We start from the raw sequence: 24659 nt of genomic DNA, 5'->3' as shown, positions 1-24659 counted from the left end.
TCAGGCGCCGCCGCGGGTTGCGAGCAGTTCTCGTTTACACAAGCATCAGGGCGACGCGGATCGGGCTGGCAGGTAAATTGCCGGGCCGGTTATGTTTGCTCGAAAGCTTGTGTCATGATGATCCGACCGCAGGTTAGTCGTCCTCTTCCTATATGAATAGATCCTCCGCGTTGCTCCTCGCTCTTGTCTTCCTCAGCGGCTGCCAGGCCTTGGCACCCGTTTCGTCGGACGGTGCGCCGCCGGTTGAAGACAGCACCCCGGCCCCTGAAAAGCCCAAGGTCTACAGCCCATTCAGCGAGGAAACCATCTTCAGCCTGTTGAGCGCCGAACTGGCCGGCCAGCGCAATCGTTTTGACATTGCCCTGGACAACTATGTGACCCAGGCCATCAACACCCAGGATCCGGGCATCTCCGAGCGGGCATTTCGTATCGCCGAATATCTGGGCGCCGACCAGGCAGCCCTGGATACTGCGCTGATCTGGGCCAGGAACGCCCCCGACGACCTCGAAGCGCAACGCGCCGCCGCCGTGCAACTGGCACGCGCCGGGCGTTATGACGACTCCATGGTCTATATGGAGAAAGTCCTGCAAGGCAAAGGCGACACCCATTTCGACTTCCTTGCGCTGTCCGCGGCCGACACTGACCAGGACACCCGCAACGGCTTGATGAAAAGCTTCGATCGTTTGTTGCAGCGTCATCCGGACAACGGCCAGCTGATTTTCGGCAAGGCCTTGCTGATGCAACAGGATGGCGACGCCAAGGGCGCGCTGAAGCTGCTGGAAGACAATCCGCCGGAGGACGGCGAAATTGCGCCGATCCTGCTGCGCGCACGCCTGCTGCAAACCTTGAATCGCGGTGACGAAGCCCTGCCGCTGCTGCAGAAAAGCATCAAGAAATACCCGGACGACAAGCGCCTGCGCCTGACTTACGCGCGGATGCTGGTTGAACAGGACCGCATGGACGACGCCAAGGCCGAGTTCTCGAGCCTGGTCCAGCAATACCCGGATGACGACGAACTGCGTTACTCCCTGGCGCTGGTGTGCCTGGAAGCCAAGGACTGGAATGAGGCCAAGGGTCATCTTGAAGACCTGATCGCCCGGGAAAGCCATGTCGACTCGGCGCACCTGAACCTCGGCCGCATCGCCGAAGAACAAAACGACCCGCAAGGCGCGCTGATCGAATACGCCAAGGTTGGCCCGGGCAACGACTTCCTGCCGGCGCAATTGCGTCAGGCCGACATCCTGATCAACAACGGCAAGACCGCCGAAGCGCAACGCAAGCTGGCGGCAGAACGCGATGAGCAGCCGGATTACGCCATCCAGTTGTACCTGATCGAAGTCGAAACCCTGTCCGCCAACAATCAGGGCGACAAGGCCTGGAATGCTCTGCAACAGGCCTTGCAGAAATACCCGGACGACCTGAACCTGCTCTACACCCGCGCCATGCAGGCGGAAAAACGCAATGACCTGGCGCAGATGGAAAAAGACCTGCGTACGATCATCAAGCGCGACCCGGACAATGCCATGGCGTTGAATGCCCTGGGCTACACCCTGTCCGACCGCACCACGCGCTACGCCGAGGCCAAGGCCCTGATCGAACAGGCACACCAGATCAGTCCGGAAGACCCGGCGGTACTCGACAGCCTTGGCTGGGTGAATTACCGCCTGGGCAATCTTGACGAAGCCGAGCGCCTGCTGCGCCAGGCCCTGGATCGCTTCCCCGATCAGGAAGTCGCCGCTCACCTGGGTGAAGTCCTGTGGGCCAACGGCAAACAGCGTGAAGCGAAACAAGTCTGGGGCAAGTTCCTCAAGGAACAGCCTGACAGCCCGACCCTGCGCGGCACCATCAAACGCCTGACCGGATCAGAGACTCTTTAAAATTATGTTTTTGCGCCATTTCATCGTTTTCAGCTTTATCGCCCTGCTCGCCGGTTGCGCGGGCCTGGGTCCCCGTGAGTCGGTCGAGGGCCGTGGCAACGCCGCCCAATGGCGTGAGCACAAACAGCAACTGACCGGCCTCGATGGCTGGCAGATCGACGGCAAGATCGGCATCCGTGCCCCGAAAGACTCGGGCAGCGGCACGCTGTTCTGGTTGCAGCGCCAGGATTACTACGACATTCGCCTGTCGGGACCACTGGGCCGCGGCGCGGCTCGCCTGACCGGACGCCCGGGCAAGGTGTCGCTGGAAGTCGCCAACCAGGGACGTTACGACGCGCCGAATCCGGAAGTGCTGCTCGAAGAACAGCTTGGCTGGAAGCTGCCGGTGTCCAACCTGGCCTGGTGGGTGCGCGGGCTCCCGGCTCCCGACAGCAAAAGTCGCCTGACCCTGGACGGCGACAGCCGCCTGGCGAGCCTTGAACAGGATGGCTGGAAGGTCGACTACACCGCCTACACCCAGCAAAACGGTTTCTGGCTACCCGAGCGCATCAAGCTCAGCGGCACCGACCTTGATGTCACGCTGGTGATCAAGATCTGGCAACCGCGCAAACTGGGGTCGTGACATGCCGGCCAATCGCCTGACGCTGCCCTCGCCAGCCAAACTCAATTTGATGCTGCACATCCTGGGTCGCCGCGAAGACGGCTACCACGAACTGCAGACGATGTTTCAGTTTCTCGATTACGGCGACGAAATCACCTACGCCCTGCGCGATGACGGTGTCATTCATCTGCACACTGAGTTCGAAGGTGTTCCCCACGACAGCAACCTGATCGTCAAGGCCGCCAGAAAACTGCAGGAGCAATCCGCTTGCTCGCTGGGCGTCGATATCTGGATCGACAAGATCCTGCCCATGGGCGGCGGCATCGGTGGCGGCAGCTCGAATGCCGCAACAACATTGCTGGGCTTGAATCATCTGTGGCAATTGGGCTGGGATGAAGATCGCCTGGCCGGGCTGGGGTTGACGCTGGGCGCCGACGTCCCGGTTTTCGTACGTGGCCACGCGGCTTTCGCCGAGGGCGTGGGGGAGAAACTGACCCCTGTCGACCCGGAAGAACCGTGGTATCTGGTGCTGGTGCCGCAAGTCTCTGTTAGTACGGCAGAAATTTTTTCAGATCCGTTGTTGACACGTAACACTCCTCCCATTAAAGTGCGCCCCGTTCCCAAGGGAAACAGTCGAAATGACTGCTTGCCGGTGGTAACAAGGCGTTATCCAGAGGTACGTAACGCTTTGAATTTGTTAGGTAAATTTACCGAAGCAAAACTCACCGGAACTGGAAGTTGTGTGTTTGGGGGCTTCCCAAGCAAAGCTGAAGCTGATAAAGTCTCGGCCCTTCTGACAGAGACCCTTACAGGATTTGTAGCAAAAGGAAGCAACGTTTCGATGTTGCATCGCAAGCTGCAAAGTCTGCTCTAAAGGAACCGATTACTGGGTAATCGTTGCAACAGATACAGGGGCGTCGCCAAGCGGTAAGGCAGCAGGTTTTGATCCTGCCATGCGTTGGTTCGAATCCAGCCGCCCCTGCCATTTTCCTATACTCATCCAGGTTACCCTCAGCCTTCAGGTACTGCGCGTGTCCAAGATGATGGTCTTTACGGGGAACGCTAACCCCGATCTGGCTCGGCGTGTCGTACGTCAGCTGCATATCCCTCTCGGTGACATCTCTGTCGGTAAATTCTCCGACGGCGAAATTACAGCCGAGATCAATGAAAACGTTCGCGGTAAAGACGTCTTCATTATTCAGCCGACTTGCGCTCCGACCAACGATAACCTGATGGAACTGGTAGTGATGGCTGATGCCTTCCGCCGCTCCTCGGCTACTCGTATCACTGCTGTTATTCCTTACTTTGGTTATGCCCGTCAGGATCGCCGTCCGCGTTCCGCACGTGTGGCTATCAGCGCGAAAGTCGTGGCTGACATGCTTACCGTAGTCGGCATCGACCGTGTTCTCACGGTTGATCTGCATGCTGACCAAATCCAGGGTTTCTTCGATATTCCGGTAGATAACATCTACGGCTCCCCGGTTCTGGTGGATGACATCGAAGATCAGCGCTTCGAAAACCTGATGATCGTGTCCCCGGACATTGGCGGCGTCGTGCGTGCACGTGCCGTTGCCAAATCCCTGGGCGTGGATCTCGGGATCATCGACAAACGCCGTGAGAAAGCCAATCACTCTGAAGTGATGCATATCATCGGTGATGTCGAAGGGCGTACCTGTATTCTGGTCGATGACATGGTCGATACCGCCGGCACCCTGTGCCACGCGGCCAAGGCCTTGAAAGAGCATGGCGCTGCCAAGGTTTTCGCCTACTGCACGCACCCTGTGCTGTCGGGTCGGGCGATCGAAAACATCGAAAATTCCGTGCTGGACGAGTTGGTGGTGACTAACACCATTCCTCTGTCCGCTGCAGCACAAGCCTGTGCGCGTATCCGCCAACTGGATATCGCACCGGTAGTTGCCGAGGCGGTCCGCCGCATCAGCAATGAAGAATCGATCAGCGCGATGTTCCGCTAAGGGTCCTGCCCTTCTCGAAATGTCTCGTTGACGAAAAGCGCCCCGCCCCGGCATTCCTGTCGGGGCGGGGCTTTTTTGCCCATATCGCCTTTAGCGCTGGTCGCAAACGCTGGGGCGAGTGTGGTTATTTTGGAGATACAACATGAACGATTTTACTCTGAATGCTGAAGTGCGTTCCGACCTGGGGAAAGGTGCGAGCCGCCGCCTGCGTCGTCTCGCAAGCCTGGTTCCAGCTGTAGTTTACGGTGGCGACAAAGCCCCTGAATCCATCAGCATGCTGGCCAAAGAAGTTGCCAAACTGCTCGAAAACGAAGCGGCTTACAGCCACATCATCGAGCTGAACGTTGGTGGCACCAAGCAGAACGTCGTGATCAAAGCCCTGCAGCGTCACCCGGCCAAAGGCCACGTGATGCACGCTGACTTCGTACGCGTAGTCGCCGGCCAGAAACTGACCGCTATCGTTCCAGTGCACTTCATCAACGAAGAAGCACCGACCAAGAAAGGCGGCGAAATCTCGCACGTTGTTGCCGAGATCGAAGTTTCCTGCCTGCCGAAAGATCTGCCTGAGTTCATCGAAGTCGACCTGGCTAACGCTGAAATCGGTTCGATCATTCACCTGTCGGACCTCAAGGCTCCTAAAGGCGTTGAGTTCGTGGCCCTGGCACACGGTGATGACAAGGCTGTTGCCAACGTCCACGCTCCACGTGTTGCTCCAGAAGCTGCAGAAGGCGCTGCAGAGTAATTTTACTCTGTACGCCGGAGTGACCGGAAACATCGCGGACTAGAGCATAGCGAGAAAGCGGGCGAGAACGCGGAGTTTACATCATGGTAAATGAGCAATTTTCGTCCACTTTCGCCGCTATCCCTGATTGCGGCGATGTTATCCACCACTCCAAGGAAGGGCCCCTATCGTGACTGCCATCAAACTGATCGTTGGCCTGGGAAATCCAGGCGCTGAATACGAACAGACCCGGCATAACGCAGGGGCCCTTTTTGTTGAGCGCATCGCGAACGCACAAGGCGTAAACCTTGTGGCGGACCGCAAATATTTCGGCCTGACCGGGCGCTATTCGCATCAGGGTCAGGATGTTCGTCTGCTGATTCCCACCACGTACATGAACCGCAGCGGCCAGGCCGTGGCGGCCCTTGCAGGTTTCTTTCGCATCAAGCCTGAAGAAATCCTCGTGGCACACGACGAACTCGACCTGCCACCCGGCGTCGCCAAACTCAAAGTGGGCGGCGGCCATGGCGGTCACAACGGGTTGCGCGACATCATTGCGCAACTGGGCAATCAGAACACTTTCCACCGCCTGCGGCTTGGCATCGGTCATCCGGGCGTCGCCAGTATGGTTTCAAATTTCGTCCTGGGTCGTGCGCCACGCGCCGAACAGGAAAAACTCGATGCCAGCATCGACTTTGCCCTCGGCGTGCTGCCGGATATCCTCGCCGGGGAATGGAACCGCGCGATGAAAAACCTGCACAGCCAGAAGGCCTGACTCTTATCCGAGGGGAAACACCATGGGATTCAATTGCGGCATCGTCGGCCTGCCTAACGTCGGCAAGTCCACCCTGTTCAACGCCCTGACCAAATCCGGGATCGCGGCCGAGAACTTCCCCTTCTGCACCATCGAGCCTAACAGCGGTATCGTGCCGATGCCGGATCCGCGCCTGGAAGCCCTGGCTGCCATCGTCAATCCAAAGCGCATCCTGCCGACCACCATGGAATTCGTCGACATCGCGGGCCTGGTTGCCGGCGCGTCGAAAGGTGAAGGCCTGGGCAACAAGTTTTTGGCCAACATTCGTGAAACCGATGCCATCGCCCACGTGGTCCGCTGCTTCGAAGACGAGAACGTGATTCACGTCTCCAATAGCGTCGACCCGAAACGCGACATCGAAATCATCGAACTGGAACTGATCTTCGCCGACCTCGACAGCTGCGAGAAGCAACTGCAGAAAGTCGCGCGCAACGCCAAGGGCGGTGACAAGGACGCAGTGGTCCAGAAAGGCCTGCTGGAGCAACTGATCGCTCACTTCACCGAAGGCAAGCCGGCGCGCAGCCTGATGAAGAACATGGGCACCGACGAGAAAGCGGTGATCAAGGGCTTCCACCTGCTGACCACCAAGCCGGTCATGTACATCGCCAACGTCGCTGAAGACGGTTTCGAGAACAACCCGCACCTGGACGTTGTACGCGCCATCGCCGAAGAAGAAGGCGCCGTGGTTGTTCCGGTGTGCAACAAGATCGAAGCGGAAATCGCCGAGCTCGATGACGGCGAAGAAAAAGACATGTTCCTCGAAGCCCTGGGCCTCGAAGAGCCTGGCCTGAACCGCGTGATCCGCGCCGGCTACGAAATGCTGCACCTGCAGACCTACTTCACCGCCGGTGTCGAAGAAGTCCGCGCCTGGACCGTCCGCGTCGGTGCCACCGCACCACAAGCCGCTGGCGTGATCCACACCGACTTCGAAAAAGGCTTCATCCGCGCCGAAGTGATCGCCTACAACGACTTCATCCAGTACAAGGGCGAAGCCGGTACCAAGGAAGCCGGTAAATGGCGTCTGGAAGGCAAGGATTACATCGTTAAAGACGGCGACGTGATGCACTTCCGTTTCAACGTGTAAGCCATACGCCCAAGAAAAAGCCGCGTTTGATACGCGGCTTTTTTTGCCTGGAATATTGCCGGCAACACCACCGAACCATTGTGGGAGCGGGCTTGCTCGCGAAGGCGGTGTGTCAGTTAGAGTTATACCGACTGACACTCCCTCTTCGCGAGCAAGCCCGCTCCCACAGGGGGGATTTGTATTGGATCAGGCCTTTTTGGTTCGCGGCAGGAAGATTGCCAACACCCCGAACAGCGGCAGGAACGAACACAGGTAGTACACGTACTCGATGCCGTGAATATCCGCCAGATGGCCCAGCAACGCCGCGCCAATCCCGCCGAAGCCAAACATCAAACCGAAGAATATCCCGGCGATCATCCCGACATTACCCGGCACCAGTTCCTGGGCGTACACCACGATGGCCGAGAACGCCGAGGCGAGGATGAAGCCGATGACCACGCTGAGGATGCTGGTCCAGAACAGGTCGACATGGGGCAGCAACAATGTGAAGGGTGCAACGCCGAGGATCGAGAACCAGATCACCGCCTTGCGCCCGATCCTGTCACCGATCGGCCCGCCAAAGAACGTCCCCGCCGCGACCGCTCCGAGAAACAGGAACAGGTGCAGCTGCGAGCTGGCCACCGACAGGTCGAACTTCTCGATCAGATAAAAGGTGAAGTAGCTGGTGAGGCTCGACATGTAGAAATACTTGGAGAACACCAGTAACCCGAGCACCACCAGCGCACTGGTCACTCGGCCCTTGGACAGGCCGTGAGTCGCCGCCTGGCCCTGCTTGAGCTTGAACAGGTTCAAATGGTTGGCGTACCAGCGGCTGATCCGGTAGAGCACGAACAGCGCAAACACCGCGAACAGGCCGAACCAGGCCACCTGCCCTTGACCGTAGGGAATGATGATCGCCGCCGCCAGCAACGGGCCGAACGCCGAGCCTGCGTTACCGCCGACCTGGAAGGTCGATTGCGCCAGCCCGAAGCGTCCGCCCGAAGCCAGGCGCGCCACGCGGGACGCTTCCGGGTGGAAGGTCGATGAACCGATGCCGATCAGCCCCGCCGCCAACAGGATTAGCGGGAAGCTGCCGACCACCGACATCATCAGAATCCCGATCAAGGTGCAGACCGTACCCGCCGGCAACAACCACGGTTTGGGATGGCGATCGGTGTAGTAGCCGACCCACGGCTGTAGCAACGAGGCCGTCAGCTGAAACGTCAGGGTGATCAGGCCGACCTGGGTGAAGGTCAGCCCATAGTTGGCCTTGAGCATCGGATAGATCGACGGCAGCACCGACTGGATCAGGTCGTTGATCAAGTGCGCCAGCGCTACGGCGCCGATGATGCGCATCACCAGGGGACTGCTTTGGGGCGTAGCGGACGCCGGCACTGAGCCGGTCTGGGCGTTGCTGATAGCCATGGGAATTTCCAGACAACAGGAAGTACATACGTGCAGGTGCGCCAATGTGCCATTTTTCGGTGAGGCAACGCCATCCCCTTAGCCTGCTAACGACCTCGTTTTTCATCACCACATCCTTGATGGCGCAAAGCCATGGTCTGAATCTTGCCTTCCTTGTCTGCTTGAACGCGGCCTCCTTACAAAGGAGACCGACAATGGGAAGTTTCGCTACAGAGTCGGCCTACAGAGCGGACAAGGGTGAACTTTCGAGGCCTTTTTAGAGGGCACGAGTCGGGGGTGCGATAACCTCCGTCGCACGCCAATAGTGCGTGGTGTCCAGAGGAGTCATGGGGCATGCAGGCTTTTTTATCACCGGGGATCGGGCTGCTGGGGCGTTTTGGCTTCGCACGTAAATTCCAGCTGTTGTTTCTGCTGTTTATCCTGCCGCTGGCCGGCAGCCTGTGGATGATCGGCCAGGACTATCGCGACAAACTCAGCCTGATCTCCGGCGAACGCGCCGGGGTGCGGCAACTGCTTGCCCTCGATGCGCTGGATGACCTGCTCGCCGCCCAGCGTGATCGCGCCGCCAGGTGGCGCGCCACGGAAACCAATCGCCAGCCAACGCCGGCCACCCTCGCCGCGATGGCCGCCTTCGATGGGGTTCAGCCCGCCGTCAGCCAGGCCACTGCCGAATTGGGCAATGCCCTGCAAAAAGAAAGCGCCAAGGGCGAAACCCTGTCGCGTTATCAGGCCCTGCAAACCGCCCTCGATGGCCTCGACTCAAAAAGCCTGAGTGCTGTCGGTTGGTGGCCCGATGGCTACGATCGCTTCACCAACGCCTTGAGCACCCTGCAAGCCTTGCGCGAGCAGATCGCCATGGACAATCGCCTGACACTGGCACCGTGGCTGGAGACTTATTTGCTGACGCAGATCTCCACCCAGCACGCACCAGACCTGATCGAACGGGTCGGCCGTCTGGCTGCTGTGGGCCAGGCCTCGGTGGTGTCCGGACAGTTCACCCTGCAAAGCCGCCTGCAACTGCGCGACTTGCGCAGCCGCACCGGCGATGCGCGAGAGCAGCTGGTGAAAACCGCTGGCCTGCTCGAAGCGCGCTTGCCCAGTGCCCTGCAAACCTGGGCCGGGCAATACCACGACAGCCTCAAGCGCCTGGATGCAGGCCTGAAGGTGCTGGATGACGGCGTGTTCGGCGGCAGCATCAACCTCAAGCCGGAGGACTTCGAACGCAGTCTCGATGCCCTGCTCTCTGACCTCGCCTCGTTGCGTCAGCAGTCGCTGGTGTCGCTGGATCAACGCCTGGATTACTACCACGACTCGGCGATCCGACAGTTCGTTGTTGTGGCCGCCGTGTTGGGCTGCCTGCTGTTGGCCGCGCTGTATCTGTTCATCTGTTTGCAGGCCTCGATCCGCCGCAGCGCCAGCGGCATCACGGTACTGGCCGAGGCCCTGCGCGATGGCAATCTGAGCCTGCAAGTGCCGGTTCAAGGCCGGGACGAACTGGCGGTCATCAGCACCGCGCTGAACGTCGCCGTGGTGCAACTGCGCACCAGCCTGCAAGGGGTGGATCACGAAACCCTGCAACTGAGCAACGCGGTGCAAACCCTCAACCATCATTCCAGCGACGCCCTGGGCGAAGTCGAAGCCCAGCAGTTGCAGATCAGCCAGATTGCCGCTGCGGCGACGCAACTGGCCGCCACCTCACAAGGGGTGGCCCACAGCTGCGAACAGGCGTCCGGCAGCGCCCAGCACACCCGGCGCATTGCCGCCGACAGCAGCCGTGACAGCCAGCGCACCACCGCGAGTATCCAGCAGCTCAATCAACGTCTGAACGAGACCGCTGCGGCGCTGGGCCGGGTCAGTGAACAAGGGCAGCAGATTCAACTGGTGGTCGACACCATTCGCGGCGTCGCCGAGCAGACCAACCTGCTGGCACTCAACGCCGCCATCGAGGCGGCTCGGGCGGGCGAGCAAGGGCGTGGCTTCGCGGTGGTGGCCGATGAAGTGCGCAGCCTGTCCCAACGCACGCAATCGTCGACCGCACAGATCGCCGGCACGGTCGACAGCCTGCGCAACACCGTGAATGAGGCCGTCAGCCTGATGCAAGCCGCGTGCAGTCAGGCAGAGAGCGATGCGCAAGCGGTCACCGGCCTCGGTGAACGGCTCGGGGAAATCGCCAGTGCGGTGCAGAGCGTCACCGATACCCTGGCGCAAATCGCCACGGCGGTGGAGGAACAGGCCAGTACCGCCGACGAGGTCAGCGGCAATATCCAGCAGGTCGATCAAGCGGCGGTGCGCTTGCTCGAAGGGGCCCGCGCGGTGAACCAGGCCGCGGACACCCTGAGCCACGGCAGCAAAGCCTTAAGCGACAACACCGGGCGCTTCCGCTTGAGTTGAATCGGCCAGGACTTCTCAGGCGCGGATCACCGCCTCCGGGAAGTCCTGCTCCAGTTCGCTCTTGAGCCAGTCGATAAACCACGCCGCGTCCGCCGAGAGCTCGGCGGACGGCGTCAGCACCCGATAGCTTTCAAGCTTCACTTGCGCATCCACCACCCGCACCAGCTTGCCGCTATGGAGTTCGTCGCGCACCAGCACTTCGTTGGCCAGCGCGATGCCCTGCCCGCTCTCGGCCACCGACAATGCGTGGTCATTGTTGACGTAGAGCATGTCCGAATTGAGGTGCATGTCGAGGTCGTTGGCGGCGAACCACAGGTTCCACCACTCGCCGTCATCCACATGGATCAGGTTGTGTTTCACCAGGTCCGCGGGGCTGTCGATGGGCTCAACGCTGGCCAGATAGTCGGGGGAACAGATCGGAAACACCCGAGGACAAATCAGGCTGGTGCGCGAGTGCGCATATTGGCCGTCCAACCCGTAGACAATGCCCAGGTCAGCGCTTTTGCCATCCACTTCGGTGAAGGTGGAGTTGGGTTCGATGGCGAACTTCAAGCCCGGGCGCAGATGACGCATGGCCTCGATGCGCGGCATCAGCCAGCGCTTGGCAAACCCCGGCACCACCATGATGCGCAGCCAGCGTTCGGCGTGTTTTGGCTGCGCCTCTTTTCCCGCTTCGATGATCAGCTGCAAGGCGGCGGTGATCTTGCGGTGGTACTTCTCCCCCGCCGTCGTCAGGTTGACCCCGCGAGAGGTGCGCTCGAACAGTTGGATGCCCAGCCAGTCTTCCAGCAACTTCACATGGCGGCCGATGGCCGGCTGGGTCACGTGCAGGGCCTTGGAGGCTTCGACATAGCTGCCCAACCGGGCCGCGGCATCAAAGGCACGCACCGCGTTGAGCGGCGGCAAACGGTGGTCAGGCATGGTTTCCGGGCGCCTTCTGCTGTTAAATTTTTTAACAGCCCCTATGTTAAAATTGAAGTTTCGCCCCCGCAACCCCTCGCTGATAATCGATCCACAGCAGAACAACAAAACAGCTGGTTACAACACCCGAACGCAATCTCGATCCTGCCCAGAAAAATAATATCCATGGCCCGACGACACAGCTGTTTTCAGCACGTGCGCAGGCGATGGGGGAATCGGAGGTAACGCATGAATGCCCTGCATTCGCTGCAAACGCTGGCGGTGTCCATCCGCTCAGTGCGCAAAGTCTACGGTGATCCAAAGACTGGCCCGGTGGCGCTCAAAAGCATCGACCTGGACATTCGCGACAACGAGTTCTTCACCCTTCTCGGCCCTTCGGGCTGCGGCAAAACCACGCTCCTGCGGATGATCGCCGGGTTCGAATTCCCTACCGAAGGCGAAATTCTGCTCTACGGCGAAAACATCGCCGACCGCCCGCCCTTCCAGCGCCCGGTCAACACGGTGTTCCAGCATTACGCACTGTTCCCGCACATGACCATCGCCGAGAACCTGGCCTTCGGCCTTGAGTCCCACCCGATGGGCAAAGTCCTGAACAAAACGCAATTGGCCGAACGGGTGCGCGAGATGCTCGCCCTGGTGCAGATGGAGCGCTTTGCCAACCGCAAGCCGGCGCAACTGTCTGGCGGTCAGCAACAGCGTGTCGCCCTCGCTCGTGCATTGGCGCCGCATCCCAAGGTCTTGCTGCTCGACGAACCGCTTTCGGCGTTGGACCTCAAGCTGCGCCAGGCCATGCGCGAAGAGTTGAAAACCATTCAGGCGCGCACCGGCATCACCTTCATCTTCGTCACCCACGACCAGGAAGAAGCCCTGACCATGTCCGACCGCATCGCCGTGTTGTCCGAAGGCGAGGTGCAGCAGGTCGGTCGTCCGGAAGACATCTACGAACGCCCGCGCAATCGCTTCGTGGCGGACTTCATCGGTGAAACCAACTTCATCGAAGGTACGGTCACCCGCGTTGCAGACGGCCTGGCCTGGTTCGCCGGTCCGGCCGGTCATCCATTGCCTGCACAGCCATGCAGCGATGTGCGAGTCGGTGCCAACGTCACATTGTCCGTGCGCCCCGAGCGTTTGCATCTGGTGCCAGCGACCACTGAGAACGCTCTGCCGTGCCGGATCGAAGCGCAGATCTACCTCGGCACCGACCTGCAATACCAGGTCAGCCTGAGCGACGGTTCACGCCTCACCGTGCGCACCCCCAACTGCGTCGACCAGAGCAAACGCTTCGCCGTCGGCAGTCAGGCCGGTCTGTTGTTCGACCAGGGCAGCGCCAGCGTCCTGCACGATTGAGCACGAGGAATTGCCATGCACGCTTTACCGATTGCCAACACACTGGAACGTCGGCGGGCCTTCCAGAGCTTTCTCGGTGTCAGCCCCGCGCTGATCGCCATCGGCCTGTTTCTGATCGTGCCGATCCTGATCGTCATCGGTTACTCGCTGATGGAGGCCAACCCCTATGGCGGGGTGAACAAAGTATTCAGCAGTGACGCCTACACCTCCCTGCTGTTCGAGCGGCAACTGGACGACAGCCTGGCCTTCGCCGACTCCTACCTGATCATTGCCCTGCGCTCCATCGGCATCGCCGGGCTGACCACGCTCATCACCCTGTTGATCGGTTTTCCGGTGGCGGTATGGCTGGCCATGCAACCGGCCCATCGCCGTGGCTTGCTGATCTTCCTGATCACCGTGCCGTTCTGGGCCAACCTGTTGATCCGCACCTACGCCTGGATTCTGCTGCTGCGCAACACCGGGGTGATCAACAACAGCCTGATGGGCCTCGGGGTCATCGACCAGCCGCTGCAACTGCTCTACACCGACGGCGCGGTGCTGCTGGGGCTGGTTTATACCTATGCGCCCTTCGTCGTGCTGCCGATCTACGCCACCCTGGAAAAAATGGACATCCGCCTGCTCGAAGCCGCTCAAGACCTCTACGCCGGACGCGTTCGAACCTTGCGCAAGGTGGTGTTGCCGATTGCCAAACCGGGAATTCTCGCCGGCGCCATCCTCACCTTCGTGCCTTGCCTGGGCGCGATGATCGCCCCGGAACTGCTCGGTGGCGGCACGCGAATGATGCTCGGCAACCTGATCTTCCGCCAGTTCAGCGATGCGCGTAACTGGCCTTTCGGTGCGGCCCTGTCGCTGGTGCTGATGGCGGCGGTGATGTTGGTACTGACGGTTTATGCCTTGCGTGCCGAGCGCCAGCGCATCGCCAAAGGAGGTGCGTAATGATCGGCCTGTTCAAACGCAACACGCTGGGGGTGCAGGACTTCCCCGGCTTCGGCGGATTCAGTTTCCTGTTCTACCTGTACCTCTACGCGCCGATCGTGGTGCTGGTGGCGTTCTCGTTCAACGCCAATCAGTCGGCCACGGTGTGGACCGGATTCAGCTTCGACTGGTATCGCGCCGCATTCGCCAACCAGGCCCTGCGCCAGGCGGCTGGCAACAGTCTGTTGATTGCGGTCTGCGCCAGCATGGTCGCCACGGCCATCGCCACCCTCGCCGCCCTCGGCACCTCACGGGGTGCGAAGTTCAAGGGTCTGCAATTGTCCATGGGCGCGATCATGTTGCCCCTGGTGCTGCCGGAAATCGTGGTCGGCGTCGCCACCCTCGCGCTGTTCTCCACCATCGGTCTGTCCCTGGGCTACGGCAACCTGATCATCGCGCACACGGTGTTCTGTATCCCGTTCGCCTTTCTGCCGATACGGGCACGCCTGAACGACATGGACCTGTCCCTGGAACAGGCCTCGGCCGACCTCTATGCCGGCCCGTGGCGGACCTTTCGCAAGGTCACGTTGCCGCTGCTGATGCCGGGGATTTTCTCCGGGCTGATGCTGGCCTTCATCGTGTCGCTGGATAACTTCGTGATCTCGATGATGGTCTCCCAGGCCGGCACCACCACCTTGCCGATCTTCATCTTCGGCCTGTTGCGCATGGGTGTGACACCGGACGTCAACGCTGTCTCGACCCTGATCCTGGGCGTCTCGGTGCTGTTCGTCACGCTCTCTTATCTGCTGGGCAAAAAGAAAACCTGAACCTTCTACGCACTGTGGGGAAATAGCATGAGCAAGTGGATTAAAAGCATCGGCACTTCGTTTTTCCTGACTTTACCGCTGACCATGGTCGGCAGCGTTCAGGCCGCGGAAAAACTCAACGTGGTGAGCTGGAGCGGCTACTTTTCGCCGGAGATTCTCGCCAAGTTCCAGAAGCAGACCGGCATCGAAGTCACCGTCGACTCCTACGACTCCAACGAAACCCTGCTGGCCAAATTGAAACAGGGCGGTGCCGGTTATGACGTGGCGATCCCCTCGCACCAGTTCGTGCCGATCCTGATCAAGGAAAAACTGCTGGAGCGCTTCGACCCGGTCAACCAGCCCTACTACGCCAGCGTCGTCGACAACCTGAAAAAACCCACCTGGGACCCGGAAGGTGCCTATTCCGTGCCGTTCATCTGGGGCACCACCAGCGTGGTGCTCAACACCGAGCGCTACAAGGGGCCTGCCGACAGCCTCAAGGTGCTTTACGAGCCACCGGCCGAGCTGCAGGGACGAATCAACATGTTCGACTCGGTCAGCGACGTGGTGGACATGGCCAGCCTGTACCTGAACATTCCACTGTGCAGCGAAGACCCGAAGCAGATGCAACAGATTCTGACCCTGCTCAAGGCGCAGAAACCCTTCGTCAAAACCTACAGTTCCAAGGCCGGTTCGATCCGCGAAAACCTCGCCTCCGGTGAAATCGACATGTCGACCTTCTGGGGCGGCTCGTCGATGCGCGCCCGGGAGATGAAACCGAGCCTGAAATACCTGTACCCGAAAGAAGGTGTGCTGGCCTGGGTCGACAACATGGTCATCCCGACCGGCAGCAAGAACCCGGCAAACGCCAAGGCCTTCATCGCGTTCCTCAGCCAGCCTGAAAACGCGGCGATGACCCAGAACTTCCTCAAGCACCAGAGTCCGATCAAGGGTGTGGAGCCGTTCCTCGACGCGGGCCTCAAGGATGCCCCGGAACTGCACATTCCCGAAGGCACCCAGGTGGTGTTCAGCAAGACCTGCGGCGAAGGCGCGATCCGCCTGGCCGACCGTCTCTGGACCAACCTGATGCGTTGACCTCTACCGCCCCGACGCAATGGCGGGGCGTTTTTCCAGCCGTCTGAAAGGCCGCTTGCAATGAACTCTAATAACATCAGCGAACTGGTCCTGTTGCAGGCCCACGAGCTCGCCGAACGCATCCGCCTGCGCCAGGTTTCCTGCCGGGAAGTGATGCAGACTTATCTTGCCCATATCGAACGCTTCAATCCGAAGATCAATGCACTGGTGAGCCTGCAAGCGCCGCAAGACCTGCTGGCCCAGGCCGATATCCGCGACGCCGAACTGGCGAAAGGTCAATACCGTGGCTGGATGCACGGCCTGCCCCACGCCATCAAGGACTTGTCCCTGACCCGTGGCATCCGCACCACGCTGGGTTCGCCGCTGTACAAGGACTTCATCCCCGAGCGCGACGGCATCATGGTCGAGCGAATCAAAGCGGCGGGCGCGATCATCATCGGCAAGAGCAATACCCCGGAATTCGGCCTCGGTTCGCAAAGCTATAACCCGCTGTTCGGCGCGACCGGTTGCGCCTACGACCCGAGCAAGACCGCTGGCGGCAGCAGCGGCGGTGCGGCGGCGGCGCTGGCGATGCACCTGGTGCCGGTGGCCGACGGCAGCGACATGATGGGCTCGCTGCGCAACCCGGCCGCCTTCAACAATATCTTCGGGTTCCGTCCGTCCCAGGGCCGCGTGCCCTTCGATGACAGTGCCGATCTGTTTATCGACCAACTCGGCTACGAAGGCCCCATGGCTCGCAGCGTGCGCGATGCGGCGTTGCTGCTGTCAGTGCAGGCCGGGGCCGATGCACGGGCGCCGCTGTCGATTGCCGAGCCCGGCAGCGCCTTTGCGGCACCGCTGGATCGGGACTTCAAAGGCACGCGTCTGGGCTGGCTCGGCGACTTCAACGGCTACCTGCCGATGGAAAAAGGCATCCTCTCGCTGTGCGAAAAGGCCTTTGCCGATTTCGAAAGCCTGGGTTGCCACATCGAGCCCGTCCAGTGCGAATTCGCGCCAGAGAAGCTGTGGAGCAGTTGGCGGACATTGCGCCACTGGATGGTCGCCGGCTCGTTGGGCGCGACCTATGCCGACCCGCAAAAACGTGCGCTGTTGAAACCGGAAGCCTGCTGGGAAGTGGAAAACGGCCTGAAACTCTCGGCCAGCGACGTGTTTGCCGCCTCGGTGACGCGCAGCGACTGGTATCGGGCGATCTCCAGGTTGTTCGAAAAATACGACTACCTGCTGCTGCCCAGCGCCCAGGTGTTCCCCTTCGATAAAACCCAACCGTGGCCCACCACCATCGAAGGCGTGACCATGGACACCTATCACCGCTGGATGGAGGTGGTGATTCCCGGCACCTTGTCTGGCTGCCCGGTAGCCAACGTACAGGTCGGCTTCAACGCCAGCGGCCTGCCCATGGGCCTGCAAATCATCGGCAGACACCAGGCCGACTTCGCTGTCCTGCAACTGGCACACGCCTACGAACAGGCCAGCCGCTGGTTCCAGCGCTGCCCTTCACCGCTGCTCAGAGGATAGATTTTGATAAACGGTTGAAAGCGCAGAGAAATATTTTAGATTTATGCTTGACGCATCCCCGTTACCGGTGAATAATGCGCGCCACTTGGCTACATAGCTCAGTTGGTTAGAGCATAGCATTCATAATGCTGGGGTCCGGGGTTCAAGTCCCTGTGTAGCCACCAAGTACTAAAAACGGCTTACCGCAAGGTAAGCCGTTTTTTTATGCCTTGAAAAAATACGCTGCGGTTGCAGGAAATCCTCAACCGCATGCGCGCATCGATCAGACGCCAATGGTCGGCAATGCCGACAACGCCCGCTCCCAGATCTGCCACGTGCGCAACCAGACCATCGCCTGCCAATCGCTATCCGCCGGATAGAACTGCTCCAGCAGATTCAGCTTGATCTCGCGTCCTGCTGCGTCACTCGGATTGCCGTGCAGATGCAGCCAGTGATCATCGCGCAGATGCCGGTGAACGTCCGGCCCCGGGTAAGTCCCACACTCGATGACAAACGGCATCAGCCGTACCTGCGGCAGCGCATCGATCAATGCCTGCGAGGTGTAGCCGGTGGCCGTTGCCGCCACGCCGGTTTCGCTCAGGGTGTCGGCACCGGTCTGCAGGCTGTAGAGCCACGGGCCATAAATCGCCTGCGCATCCGCCAGCGCCGGATAGGCGGACTCGGTGATGGTCAACAACATCGGATGACCGTATTCGCCAGCGCCCGTGTGCAAGTCGAAACACATGGCGACCTCGGCATGGGCTACGTGCATTTGCACGATCTTGTGCAACGTGCGGTTCGACCAGCTCGGCGCCAGCCCGCCGAAAAACAGACCGTCGGGGTGAGCATGCTGACCGCCCTCGACAATCGACATGACTGCCGGCCAGCCGTGCAGGCGAATCTGCTCGTCGAGCAAGGCATCGGCACGATCACGCTCCGGACCTTGCAACTGTGGGCAGGCATAGATTTCATGCAGGGCGTTATAGGCCTGGTTGTCTGGCAGCGGTCGCTGGAAATCCAGGTGATTGCGGTTCAGGTCGATGTTGTCTTCGTTGACCCGGCGCAACCACGCCATGCCCCAAGGGTTGATGGCATGGATCATGACCACGGCGACATCCGCTGGCAGGGAGCGCTTGCCCAACTCCTGCAACCATTTGATCTGGCAGCCCGAGCCGTAGAAGCCTTCGACTCCGTGGGTGCCGCTCAGCGCGATCAACAGGCGCTTGGCGCCCGGATCACCCAAAACCGCCACATCCGTGCCCAGGGACTCACCAAACGGCCCCTTGAGCGGGTGTGGATACTCCGTCAGCGTTGCGCCTGCCGTGGTCGCGGCGGCCAGGAACTGTTCACGCTGGGTGCGATAGCTGGACTGGGTGGGGAACTCGGTTTGCATGTCTGCCTCTTGTTGATTTTCCGGCCTGCCTGTTGGCAACGACCCTACAGAAAATCCCGCTTTTGATGAAGGACAAAAAGGGTCAATGCCGTGGGACCTGGTTTGCGTCCCTCCCGGTCGGCCGATAAAGTCCACTGATCGTAGATCCAACGGACGGAGTACCCCACGTGTTCTCAACCTTTCCATTGCGCCGCTATCGCCTGCCAACCCTGGTTCTGCTCGCCAGTGCCTTGACCCTGGCCGCGTGCCACAACGCTTCGGTGCCGACGCTGCCGCTCGCTCCGGAAAGCGCTTCCGGGTTCCGCACCGACCTGAAAACTCAACATGCCGACAAATACATGGCAGCGGCGGCCAATCCGCTGGCGGCCGAAGCCGGGCGGGAGATGCTGCGCCGGGGCGGCTCGGCCATCGACGCGGCGATTGCGATGCAAGCCGTGTTGACGCTAGTCGAGCCACAGTCTTCGGGCATCGGCGGCGGCGCATTGATCGTCCTCTGGGATGGCAAGGCCGTGCGCACCTACGACGGACGTGAAACCGCCCCGGCCGGCGCCACCGAAAAGCTTTTCCTGCAAGCCAACGGACAACCGATGGGGTTCACCCAGGCGCAGATTGGCGGTCGTTCGGTGGGCACACCCGGCGTGCTGCGCGCCCTGGAACTGGCCCATCAAAAACACGGACGCCTGCCCTGGGCGCAGCTGTTTGAACCGGCCATCCGGTTCGCCGAGCAAGGCTTCGCCATTTCGCCACGCCTGCACCGGTTGATCGCCGCGGATTCGTCCATGCCTCGCTCCCCGGAAATGATGGCTTACTTTCGCAATGCCGATGGCAGCCCAAAAGCCGCCGGCACAAACTTGAAGAACCCGGCACTGGCCGCCGTGTTCAAGCGCATCGCCCATGAAGGCCCGGATGCCCTGTACAAAGGCCCGGTCGCCGAGGAAATCGCGGCCAAGGTTCAGGGGCACGTCAACCCCGGCAGCTTGTCCCTGACCGATCTCGCCAACTACCAGGCCAAGGAGCGCGCGCCGCTGTGCACCGACTACAAGCGCTGGCAGGTCTGCGGCATGCCACCGCCGTCGTCGGGCGGGATCGCCGTGGCGCAGATCCTCGGCACGCTGCAAGCCCTGGAGGCCCGCGATAAACGCCTGGCGCTGGCACCGCTGCAACCGGTCAAGACCACGGCCCCGGCCGGCATCGAACCCGACCCGCAAGCCGTGCACCTGATCTCTGAGGCCGAACGCCTGGCCTACGCCGACCGCGCTCAATACTTAGCCGATACAGATTTCGTCCCCGTGCCGGTCAAGGGCCTGGTCGACCCGGCCTACCTCGCCAGCCGCGCCGCCCTGATTGGTGAACGCAGCATGGGCACGGCCAAACACGGCACTCCGCCGGGTATCCGCGTGGCCTATGCGCCGGACCGTTCGCCGCTGCGGATTTCCACCTCGCAAGTGGTGGCCGTCGATGACGCGGGTGGCGCCGTGTCGATGACCACCACCATCGAGTCGGCGTTTGGCTCGCACATCATGGTTCAGGGTTTCATGCTCAACAACGAGATGACCGACTTCTCGTTCATCCCCGAGGAAAACGGGCAAAAAGTCGCCAACCGCGTCGAGCCCGGCAAACGCCCGCGTTCGTCCATGGCCCCTACCCTGATCTTCGACCGCCAGAGCGGCGAATTCCTCGCCACCGTCGGTTCCCCCGGCGGCTCGCAAATCATCGAATACGTGGCCAAATCCACCATCGGCCTGCTCGACTGGAACCTCGATGCCCAAGCCGCCATCAACCTGCCCAACTTCGGCAGCCGCAACGGCCCGACCGAACTGGAACAGGGGCAGTTCAGCCCGACGCTGATTCAGGCGCTGAAAGACAAAGGGCACAACGTGAGCGAGATCGACATGACCAGCGGGACCCAGGCGATTGTTCGGGTCAAGGACGCCCAAGGCAAAGCGTCGCTGACAGGCGGAGCCGATCCGCGGCGTGAAGGGCAAGCGCTGGGAGATTGAGTCGTACGCGGGGATGAGAAAGGGCTTACCGGTGGGTAGGCCCTTTGTTTATGAGCAAGTCGCTATCGACTGATCTTCAACCCTTGCCGAACCTGGTGCTTTTCCAGCGCCAGCTCGATCAGTCGCGTCACCAGCTCGCTGTAGGTCATGCCGGTGGCCTGCCACAGTTTCGGGTACATGCTGATGCGGGTGAAGCCGGGCAGCGAGTTGATTTCGTTGATCAACACTTCGCCGCTGTCAGTCAGGAACACGTCGACGCGGGCCAGGCCGGAGCAGCCCAGTATCTGGAACGCTTCGACGGCCAGGGCGCGAATGCGCTCGCTGGCCTCGACGCTGATATTGGCCGGCACCACCACTTCAGCCGCCTTGTCGTCTATGTACTTGCTGTCGTAGGAATAGAACCCGCTGCGCACCACGATCTCGCCGCAGCCACTGGCGATGGCGTCTTCATTGCCGAGCACTGCACATTCAATTTCGCGGCCGCTGACGGCAGATTCGATCAACACCTTGGTATCGAAACTCAAGGCCAGCTCCACCGCTGCGCTGTACTCAGCCTCGTCGGTGACCTTACTCACGCCCACGGAAGAGCCCTGATTCGCCGGTTTGACGAACAGCGGCAAACCCAACTTGCCCCGCACCTCGGCAAACCCGGTGCGGGCCGCCGTGGCGCGGGTCAATGTCACGAACGGCGTCACGGCCAGGCCGGCATCGCGCAGCAGGCGCTTGCTGATGTCCTTGTCCATGCACACGGCCGAGCCGAGCACATCGGAGCCGACAAACGGCAAATCGGCCATGCGCAGCAAGCCTTGCAGGCAACCGTCTTCACCGAGGGTGCCGTGGACAATCGGGAAGATCACATCGACGTGGCCGAGCATTTCCTGGCTGGAAGTTTCCACCAGTTGCTGACTGGCCTTACCCGGCACCACGGCCAGTTCGCGGTTGGACTGGTTGAGGGCGATCAGCGCCGGATTTTCCTGATTCAGCAAAAAATTCGAAGGATCGTTGAGGTGCCAGTGGCCTTGTTTGTCGATGCCGATCAGCACCGGTTCGAAGCGTGAACGGTCCAGCGCATCGACGATGTTTTTCGCCGATTGCAGCGACACCTCATGCTCAGCCGAACGGCCCCCGAAAATGATCCCCACGCGCAGCTTGCTCATGACCTGGCCTCACCTGACGAATAGAAAAAAACGACCTGCAGAGAATGCGCCACACAGTGCAGTATTTGCCCTTGGTTTTCTAGCGTACCTGTCGCCTTGCGATCAGAAGACAGGGAGTCGCTGACTGGGTTACCGTGTTGCGCATCGAGCTCAAGACAATCATCACCATGGCCAAGTACCCGCCTCGCAATGACTGGTTCCATCGCGCGCCCGATGTCGGCGGGCTACAGCGTTTCGAGGCGTTTTTTGCCGGCCATGGCTACGATCTTCACCGCCACGACACCTATGCCATCGGCCACACCCTGGCCGGGGTGCAGAGCTTTCAGTATCGCGGTGGCTGGCGTCACAGCCAGCCAGGCGCAACGATCGTGCTGCACCCGGACGAAGCCCACGATGGCGAGGCCGGCACCGAGTCCGGTTTCCAGTACCGGATGATGTACATCGAACCGGCGCTGATCCAGCAGATGCTCGGCGGCCAACCGCTGCCGTTCATCAAGACCGGACTGTCGGACGACCCCCGCCTGTTTGCTGCCACGGGAGCCTTGCTGCGCAGCCTTGATTGCCCGCTCGATCCACTGGAAGAACAGGATGCGTTGTTCGATCTGGCGCAGGCCTTGAGCACGGTTTCCGGTGTGACAGCCAAACGCTCGGGTTTCGATTACGTGGCCGCGCAGCGCGCGCGGGAATACATCCACAGCGCCCTCGATCGCACCGTGACACTCGATGAGCTGGCGCAACACAGTGGCCGGGATCGCTGGAGCCTGTCCCGGGATTTTCGCCTGTTGTTCGGTACCAGTCCCTATCGCTACCTGACCATGCGGCGCCTGGACATGGTCCGCGCGCTGCTGACTCAGGGGCAGACACTGGTCAGCGCCGCGCTGATCGCCGGCTTCACCGACCAGAGCCACATGACTCGGCAATTCAGCAAAACCTACGGCTTGCCACCGGCCCGCTGGCTGAACCTGCAGCGGCGCTGAGCCACGCACAATCGTTCAAGAATCGCGTCGAATTGCTGGCTATCGTGGCCCAGGATCAACCACGAGAGCCCCATGATGAACGCCTACGAAAGCCTGAACTTCGCGGAAAAACTCGCCCGGATCGATTCGCACTGGTCGCCCCGGGTCATCGCCGAAATGAACGACTACCAGTTCAAGGTGGTGAAGCTGCTGGGGGATTTCATCTGGCACGACCACTTCGATACCGACGAAACCTTCATCGTTCTGGAAGGCCAGTTACGTATCGACTTTCGCGATGGCCATGTGCTGGTGAACGCCGGGGAGATGTATGTGGTGCCCAAAGGCGTCGAGCACAAACCCAGCGCGGGGCAGGAGGTAAAACTCCTGCTGATCGAACCCAAGGGCGTGCTCAATACCGGCCGCGAAGGTGGCGAGCGCACGGCCGAGAATGATGTCTGGATTTGAGCGCTGGCCGCCTCACGCCTGCAAGGTCTTGCCGTCCACTGGATCACCAATGGTCAAGAAGTGCCCGCCCGCCACGTGGTGCAAGGTGCGCAAGGCGTCTTGCCCTTCGAAGTGCCAGCGGCCTTCGCTGAACACGCGCTCGTCAGCCTGGGCGGCAATCACTTCAGCCAGGAACAGATCGTACTGCTGGTGGTTGTTCGGCTCCGGCAACAGGCGACATTCCAGCCAGGCCACGCAGCCTTCGAGCATCGGCGCATCAACCGACTGGCCGGTGAACGTCTGTAGATCGTAGGTCTCAAACTTGTCGCGCCCCTGGCCCTGGGTCATCTCCAGGCCGGAGGTCGAACCGACGGTCTGCACAATGTCGGCCTGTGCAGCGCACGGAACGTTCAACACAAACGTGCCCGAGGCTTCCAGCAACTGGCGAGTCCAGGTGGACTTGTCCAGCACCACGGCAATTTTCGGTGGTTCGAAATCCAGCGGCATGGCCCAGGCTGCCGCCATGATATTGCGCTGGCCACCGTGGGCTGCGCTGACCAGCACGGTCGGGCCATGATTGAGCAGACGATAGGCCTTGGACAAGGGAACCGGACGGCGGTGGGGAACGCTCATGGAAGTCTGCTCCTGGATAAAGAGCCGATTGTAGCGCCCACGTAACCCTGTGGGAGCGGGCTTGCTCGCGAAGGCGTCAATTCAGTCACCGCTGGGTTGAATGACACACCGCTTTCGTCGGAACGCCGCCCGGAGCAAGCCCGCTCCCACCAAGAGCTGATCTCAGGTCAGTTGGTGAGTTGATTGGCAAACTGCCCCACCGCGTTGACCACTTTCTGCGCGCCGTCCTGGATCTCGACAATCACCGTACCCGCTTCCGCCGCCAGTGCCAGGCCCTGCTCGGCCTGAAGCTTGCCGTCGGTCATCAGCGCTACGGCGTTGCGCGCCATGTCCTGGTTCTGCCGCACCACGAGGACGATTTCGTCGGTGGCCTGGCTGGTGCGCGAAGCCAGTTGCCGGACCTCATCAGCCACCACGGCGAACCCCCGCCCCTGCTCGCCCGCACGGGCCGCTTCGATGGCTGCGTTGAGCGCCAGCAGGTTGGTCTGCTCGGCAATGCCGCTGATGGTTTTGACAATGGTACCGATCACCAGCGACTGCTCGTTCAGCGCTTCGATGCCATCGCCGGCGGTTTGCATATGCCTGGCCAGGTCGCGCATCACGTCCACGGCCTGGGTCACCACGGCGTTGCCG

Annotated in this window: 21 protein-coding genes, 2 tRNA genes and 1 pseudogene; 18 read left to right on the top strand and 6 right to left on the bottom strand. The window is 60.9% G+C overall.

Going from position 1 to position 24659, the window contains the following annotated elements; genetic code table 11:
- Window positions 1-152: 152 nt before the first annotated feature.
- The 8 genes from KGA98_RS06720 to ychF all read left to right on the top strand — a co-directional run bounded on the left by KGA98_RS06720 (window position 153) and on the right by ychF (window position 7070).
- Complete coding sequence (locus tag KGA98_RS06720) at window positions 153-1877, top strand: tetratricopeptide repeat protein (RefSeq protein WP_154860519.1); 1725 nt, start codon at window positions 153-155, stop codon at window positions 1875-1877.
- Window positions 1878-1881: 4 nt separating this feature from the next.
- Entirely contained in the window at window positions 1882-2499 is a 618-nt protein-coding gene (gene lolB, locus KGA98_RS06715; protein WP_154909525.1) for a lipoprotein insertase outer membrane protein LolB, read from the top strand.
- 1 nt (window position 2500) lies between these two features.
- Entirely contained in the window at window positions 2501-3352 is an 852-nt protein-coding gene (gene ispE, locus KGA98_RS06710; RefSeq protein WP_057713314.1) for a 4-(cytidine 5'-diphospho)-2-C-methyl-D-erythritol kinase, read from the top strand.
- A gap of 36 nt (window positions 3353-3388) precedes the next feature.
- Window positions 3389-3463: transfer RNA gene (locus KGA98_RS06705), tRNA-Gln, on the top strand.
- Between the two features lie 46 nt (window positions 3464-3509).
- Window positions 3510-4451, top strand: coding sequence for a ribose-phosphate pyrophosphokinase (locus KGA98_RS06700; protein ID WP_003171603.1), 942 nt, complete (start codon window positions 3510-3512; stop codon window positions 4449-4451).
- 142 nt (window positions 4452-4593) lie between these two features.
- Window positions 4594-5193, top strand: coding sequence for a 50S ribosomal protein L25/general stress protein Ctc (locus KGA98_RS06695; protein ID WP_007973891.1), 600 nt, complete (start codon window positions 4594-4596; stop codon window positions 5191-5193).
- A gap of 169 nt (window positions 5194-5362) precedes the next feature.
- A complete protein-coding gene (gene pth / locus KGA98_RS06690) occupies window positions 5363-5947 on the top strand; it encodes an aminoacyl-tRNA hydrolase (protein ID WP_007973893.1) in 585 nt (194 codons plus the stop codon).
- A 22-nt stretch (window positions 5948-5969) separates the two neighbouring features.
- Window positions 5970-7070, top strand: coding sequence for a redox-regulated ATPase YchF (gene ychF, locus KGA98_RS06685; protein WP_223501897.1), 1101 nt, complete (start codon window positions 5970-5972; stop codon window positions 7068-7070).
- A gap of 186 nt (window positions 7071-7256) precedes the next feature.
- Here ychF and KGA98_RS06680 read toward each other — a convergent pair whose 3' ends face one another.
- A complete protein-coding gene (locus KGA98_RS06680; RefSeq protein WP_154860521.1) occupies window positions 7257-8474 on the bottom strand; it encodes an MFS transporter in 1218 nt (405 codons plus the stop codon).
- A 333-nt stretch (window positions 8475-8807) separates the two neighbouring features.
- On the opposite strand from KGA98_RS06680, the gene KGA98_RS06675 reads away from it, so the two are divergent.
- Window positions 8808-10865, top strand: coding sequence for a methyl-accepting chemotaxis protein (locus tag KGA98_RS06675; RefSeq protein ID WP_223501896.1), 2058 nt, complete (start codon window positions 8808-8810; stop codon window positions 10863-10865).
- A gap of 15 nt (window positions 10866-10880) precedes the next feature.
- On the opposite strand, the gene KGA98_RS06670 is transcribed toward KGA98_RS06675, so the two are convergent.
- Window positions 10881-11786 (bottom strand): LysR substrate-binding domain-containing protein, encoded by a 906-nt coding sequence (locus KGA98_RS06670; RefSeq protein ID WP_057713310.1) that lies wholly within the window; start codon window positions 11784-11786, stop codon window positions 10881-10883.
- Between the two features lie 228 nt (window positions 11787-12014).
- On the opposite strand from KGA98_RS06670, the gene KGA98_RS06665 reads away from it, so the two are divergent.
- The 6 genes from KGA98_RS06665 to KGA98_RS06640 all read left to right on the top strand — a co-directional run bounded on the left by KGA98_RS06665 (window position 12015) and on the right by KGA98_RS06640 (window position 17628).
- A complete protein-coding gene (locus tag KGA98_RS06665; RefSeq protein WP_223501895.1) occupies window positions 12015-13133 on the top strand; it encodes an ABC transporter ATP-binding protein in 1119 nt (372 codons plus the stop codon).
- 15 nt (window positions 13134-13148) lie between these two features.
- Window positions 13149-14069: an ABC transporter permease gene (locus tag KGA98_RS06660; RefSeq protein ID WP_007981819.1), complete on the top strand. Its 921-nt coding sequence runs from the start codon at window positions 13149-13151 to the stop codon at window positions 14067-14069.
- Complete coding sequence (locus KGA98_RS06655) at window positions 14069-14875, top strand: ABC transporter permease (protein ID WP_223501894.1); 807 nt, start codon at window positions 14069-14071, stop codon at window positions 14873-14875. The genes KGA98_RS06660 and KGA98_RS06655 overlap by 1 nt, the downstream gene beginning before the upstream one ends.
- 27 nt (window positions 14876-14902) lie before the next feature.
- Window positions 14903-15949 (top strand): extracellular solute-binding protein, encoded by a 1047-nt coding sequence (locus KGA98_RS06650; protein WP_223501893.1) that lies wholly within the window; start codon window positions 14903-14905, stop codon window positions 15947-15949.
- A 60-nt stretch (window positions 15950-16009) separates the two neighbouring features.
- Window positions 16010-17464 (top strand): amidase, encoded by a 1455-nt coding sequence (locus KGA98_RS06645; protein WP_223501892.1) that lies wholly within the window; start codon window positions 16010-16012, stop codon window positions 17462-17464.
- 87 nt (window positions 17465-17551) lie between these two features.
- Window positions 17552-17628: transfer RNA gene (locus KGA98_RS06640), tRNA-Met, on the top strand.
- A 98-nt stretch (window positions 17629-17726) separates the two neighbouring features.
- Here the strand turns inward: KGA98_RS06640 and KGA98_RS06635 are convergent.
- Entirely contained in the window at window positions 17727-18836 is a 1110-nt protein-coding gene (locus KGA98_RS06635; protein WP_223501891.1) for a DUF2817 domain-containing protein, read from the bottom strand.
- Between the two features lie 167 nt (window positions 18837-19003).
- Between KGA98_RS06635 and ggt the strand changes: the two genes are divergently transcribed.
- The gene (gene ggt, locus KGA98_RS06630; protein ID WP_223501890.1) at window positions 19004-20836 is read left to right on the top strand and encodes a gamma-glutamyltransferase; all 1833 of its coding nucleotides are present in this window, start codon (window positions 19004-19006) and stop codon (window positions 20834-20836) included.
- Between the two features lie 62 nt (window positions 20837-20898).
- Here the strand turns inward: ggt and ddlA are convergent, their stop codons facing one another.
- A complete protein-coding gene (gene ddlA / locus KGA98_RS06625) occupies window positions 20899-21993 on the bottom strand; it encodes a D-alanine--D-alanine ligase (protein WP_223501889.1) in 1095 nt (364 codons plus the stop codon).
- Between the two features lie 167 nt (window positions 21994-22160).
- Between ddlA and KGA98_RS06620 the strand changes: the two genes are divergently transcribed.
- A complete protein-coding gene (locus KGA98_RS06620) occupies window positions 22161-22970 on the top strand; it encodes an AraC family transcriptional regulator (RefSeq protein WP_223501965.1) in 810 nt (269 codons plus the stop codon).
- A 75-nt stretch (window positions 22971-23045) separates the two neighbouring features.
- The gene (locus KGA98_RS06615) at window positions 23046-23414 is read left to right on the top strand and encodes a cupin domain-containing protein (RefSeq protein WP_057716562.1); all 369 of its coding nucleotides are present in this window, start codon (window positions 23046-23048) and stop codon (window positions 23412-23414) included.
- Between the two features lie 12 nt (window positions 23415-23426).
- On the opposite strand, the gene KGA98_RS06610 is transcribed toward KGA98_RS06615, so the two are convergent.
- Window positions 23427-24026: a flavin reductase family protein gene (locus KGA98_RS06610; RefSeq protein ID WP_223501888.1), complete on the bottom strand. Its 600-nt coding sequence runs from the start codon at window positions 24024-24026 to the stop codon at window positions 23427-23429.
- Window positions 24027-24193: 167 nt separating this feature from the next.
- A pseudogene (locus tag KGA98_RS28655) lies at window positions 24194-24631 on the bottom strand (methyl-accepting chemotaxis protein); the annotation flags it as partial.
- Window positions 24632-24659: the final 28 nt, after the last annotated feature.

Origin of the sequence: Pseudomonas sp. BF-R-24 (assembly GCF_019947335.1) — a bacterium.
GTDB lineage: Bacteria > Pseudomonadota > Gammaproteobacteria > Pseudomonadales > Pseudomonadaceae > Aquipseudomonas > Aquipseudomonas jessenii.
Note: the sequence above shows the minus strand (reverse complement) of the source record. Positions and strands in the feature narration are given on the sequence as shown.

Excerpts from the sequence above, each read along its gene's own strand:
- KGA98_RS06720 (WP_154860519.1), top strand. The coding sequence starts at position 153 with ATGAATAGATCCTCCGCGTTGCTCCTCGCTCTTGTCTTCCTCAGCGGC.
- lolB (WP_154909525.1), top strand. The coding sequence starts at position 1,882 with ATGTTTTTGCGCCATTTCATCGTTTTCAGCTTTATCGCCCTGCTCGCC.
- ispE (WP_057713314.1), top strand. The coding sequence starts at position 2,501 with ATGCCGGCCAATCGCCTGACGCTGCCCTCGCCAGCCAAACTCAATTTG.
- KGA98_RS06695 (WP_007973891.1), top strand. The coding sequence starts at position 4,594 with ATGAACGATTTTACTCTGAATGCTGAAGTGCGTTCCGACCTGGGGAAA.
- ychF (WP_223501897.1), top strand. The coding sequence starts at position 5,970 with ATGGGATTCAATTGCGGCATCGTCGGCCTGCCTAACGTCGGCAAGTCC.
- KGA98_RS06680 (WP_154860521.1), bottom strand. The coding sequence starts at position 8,474 with ATGGCTATCAGCAACGCCCAGACCGGCTCAGTGCCGGCGTCCGCTACG.
- KGA98_RS06675 (WP_223501896.1), top strand. The coding sequence starts at position 8,808 with ATGCAGGCTTTTTTATCACCGGGGATCGGGCTGCTGGGGCGTTTTGGC.
- KGA98_RS06670 (WP_057713310.1), bottom strand. The coding sequence starts at position 11,786 with ATGCCTGACCACCGTTTGCCGCCGCTCAACGCGGTGCGTGCCTTTGAT.
- KGA98_RS06665 (WP_223501895.1), top strand. The coding sequence starts at position 12,015 with ATGAATGCCCTGCATTCGCTGCAAACGCTGGCGGTGTCCATCCGCTCA.
- KGA98_RS06660 (WP_007981819.1), top strand. The coding sequence starts at position 13,149 with ATGCACGCTTTACCGATTGCCAACACACTGGAACGTCGGCGGGCCTTC.
- KGA98_RS06655 (WP_223501894.1), top strand. The coding sequence starts at position 14,069 with ATGATCGGCCTGTTCAAACGCAACACGCTGGGGGTGCAGGACTTCCCC.
- KGA98_RS06650 (WP_223501893.1), top strand. The coding sequence starts at position 14,903 with ATGAGCAAGTGGATTAAAAGCATCGGCACTTCGTTTTTCCTGACTTTA.
- KGA98_RS06645 (WP_223501892.1), top strand. The coding sequence starts at position 16,010 with ATGAACTCTAATAACATCAGCGAACTGGTCCTGTTGCAGGCCCACGAG.
- KGA98_RS06635 (WP_223501891.1), bottom strand. The coding sequence starts at position 18,836 with ATGCAAACCGAGTTCCCCACCCAGTCCAGCTATCGCACCCAGCGTGAA.
- ddlA (WP_223501889.1), bottom strand. The coding sequence starts at position 21,993 with ATGAGCAAGCTGCGCGTGGGGATCATTTTCGGGGGCCGTTCGGCTGAG.
- KGA98_RS06620 (WP_223501965.1), top strand. The coding sequence starts at position 22,161 with ATGGCCAAGTACCCGCCTCGCAATGACTGGTTCCATCGCGCGCCCGAT.
- KGA98_RS06615 (WP_057716562.1), top strand. The coding sequence starts at position 23,046 with ATGAACGCCTACGAAAGCCTGAACTTCGCGGAAAAACTCGCCCGGATC.
- KGA98_RS06610 (WP_223501888.1), bottom strand. The coding sequence starts at position 24,026 with ATGAGCGTTCCCCACCGCCGTCCGGTTCCCTTGTCCAAGGCCTATCGT.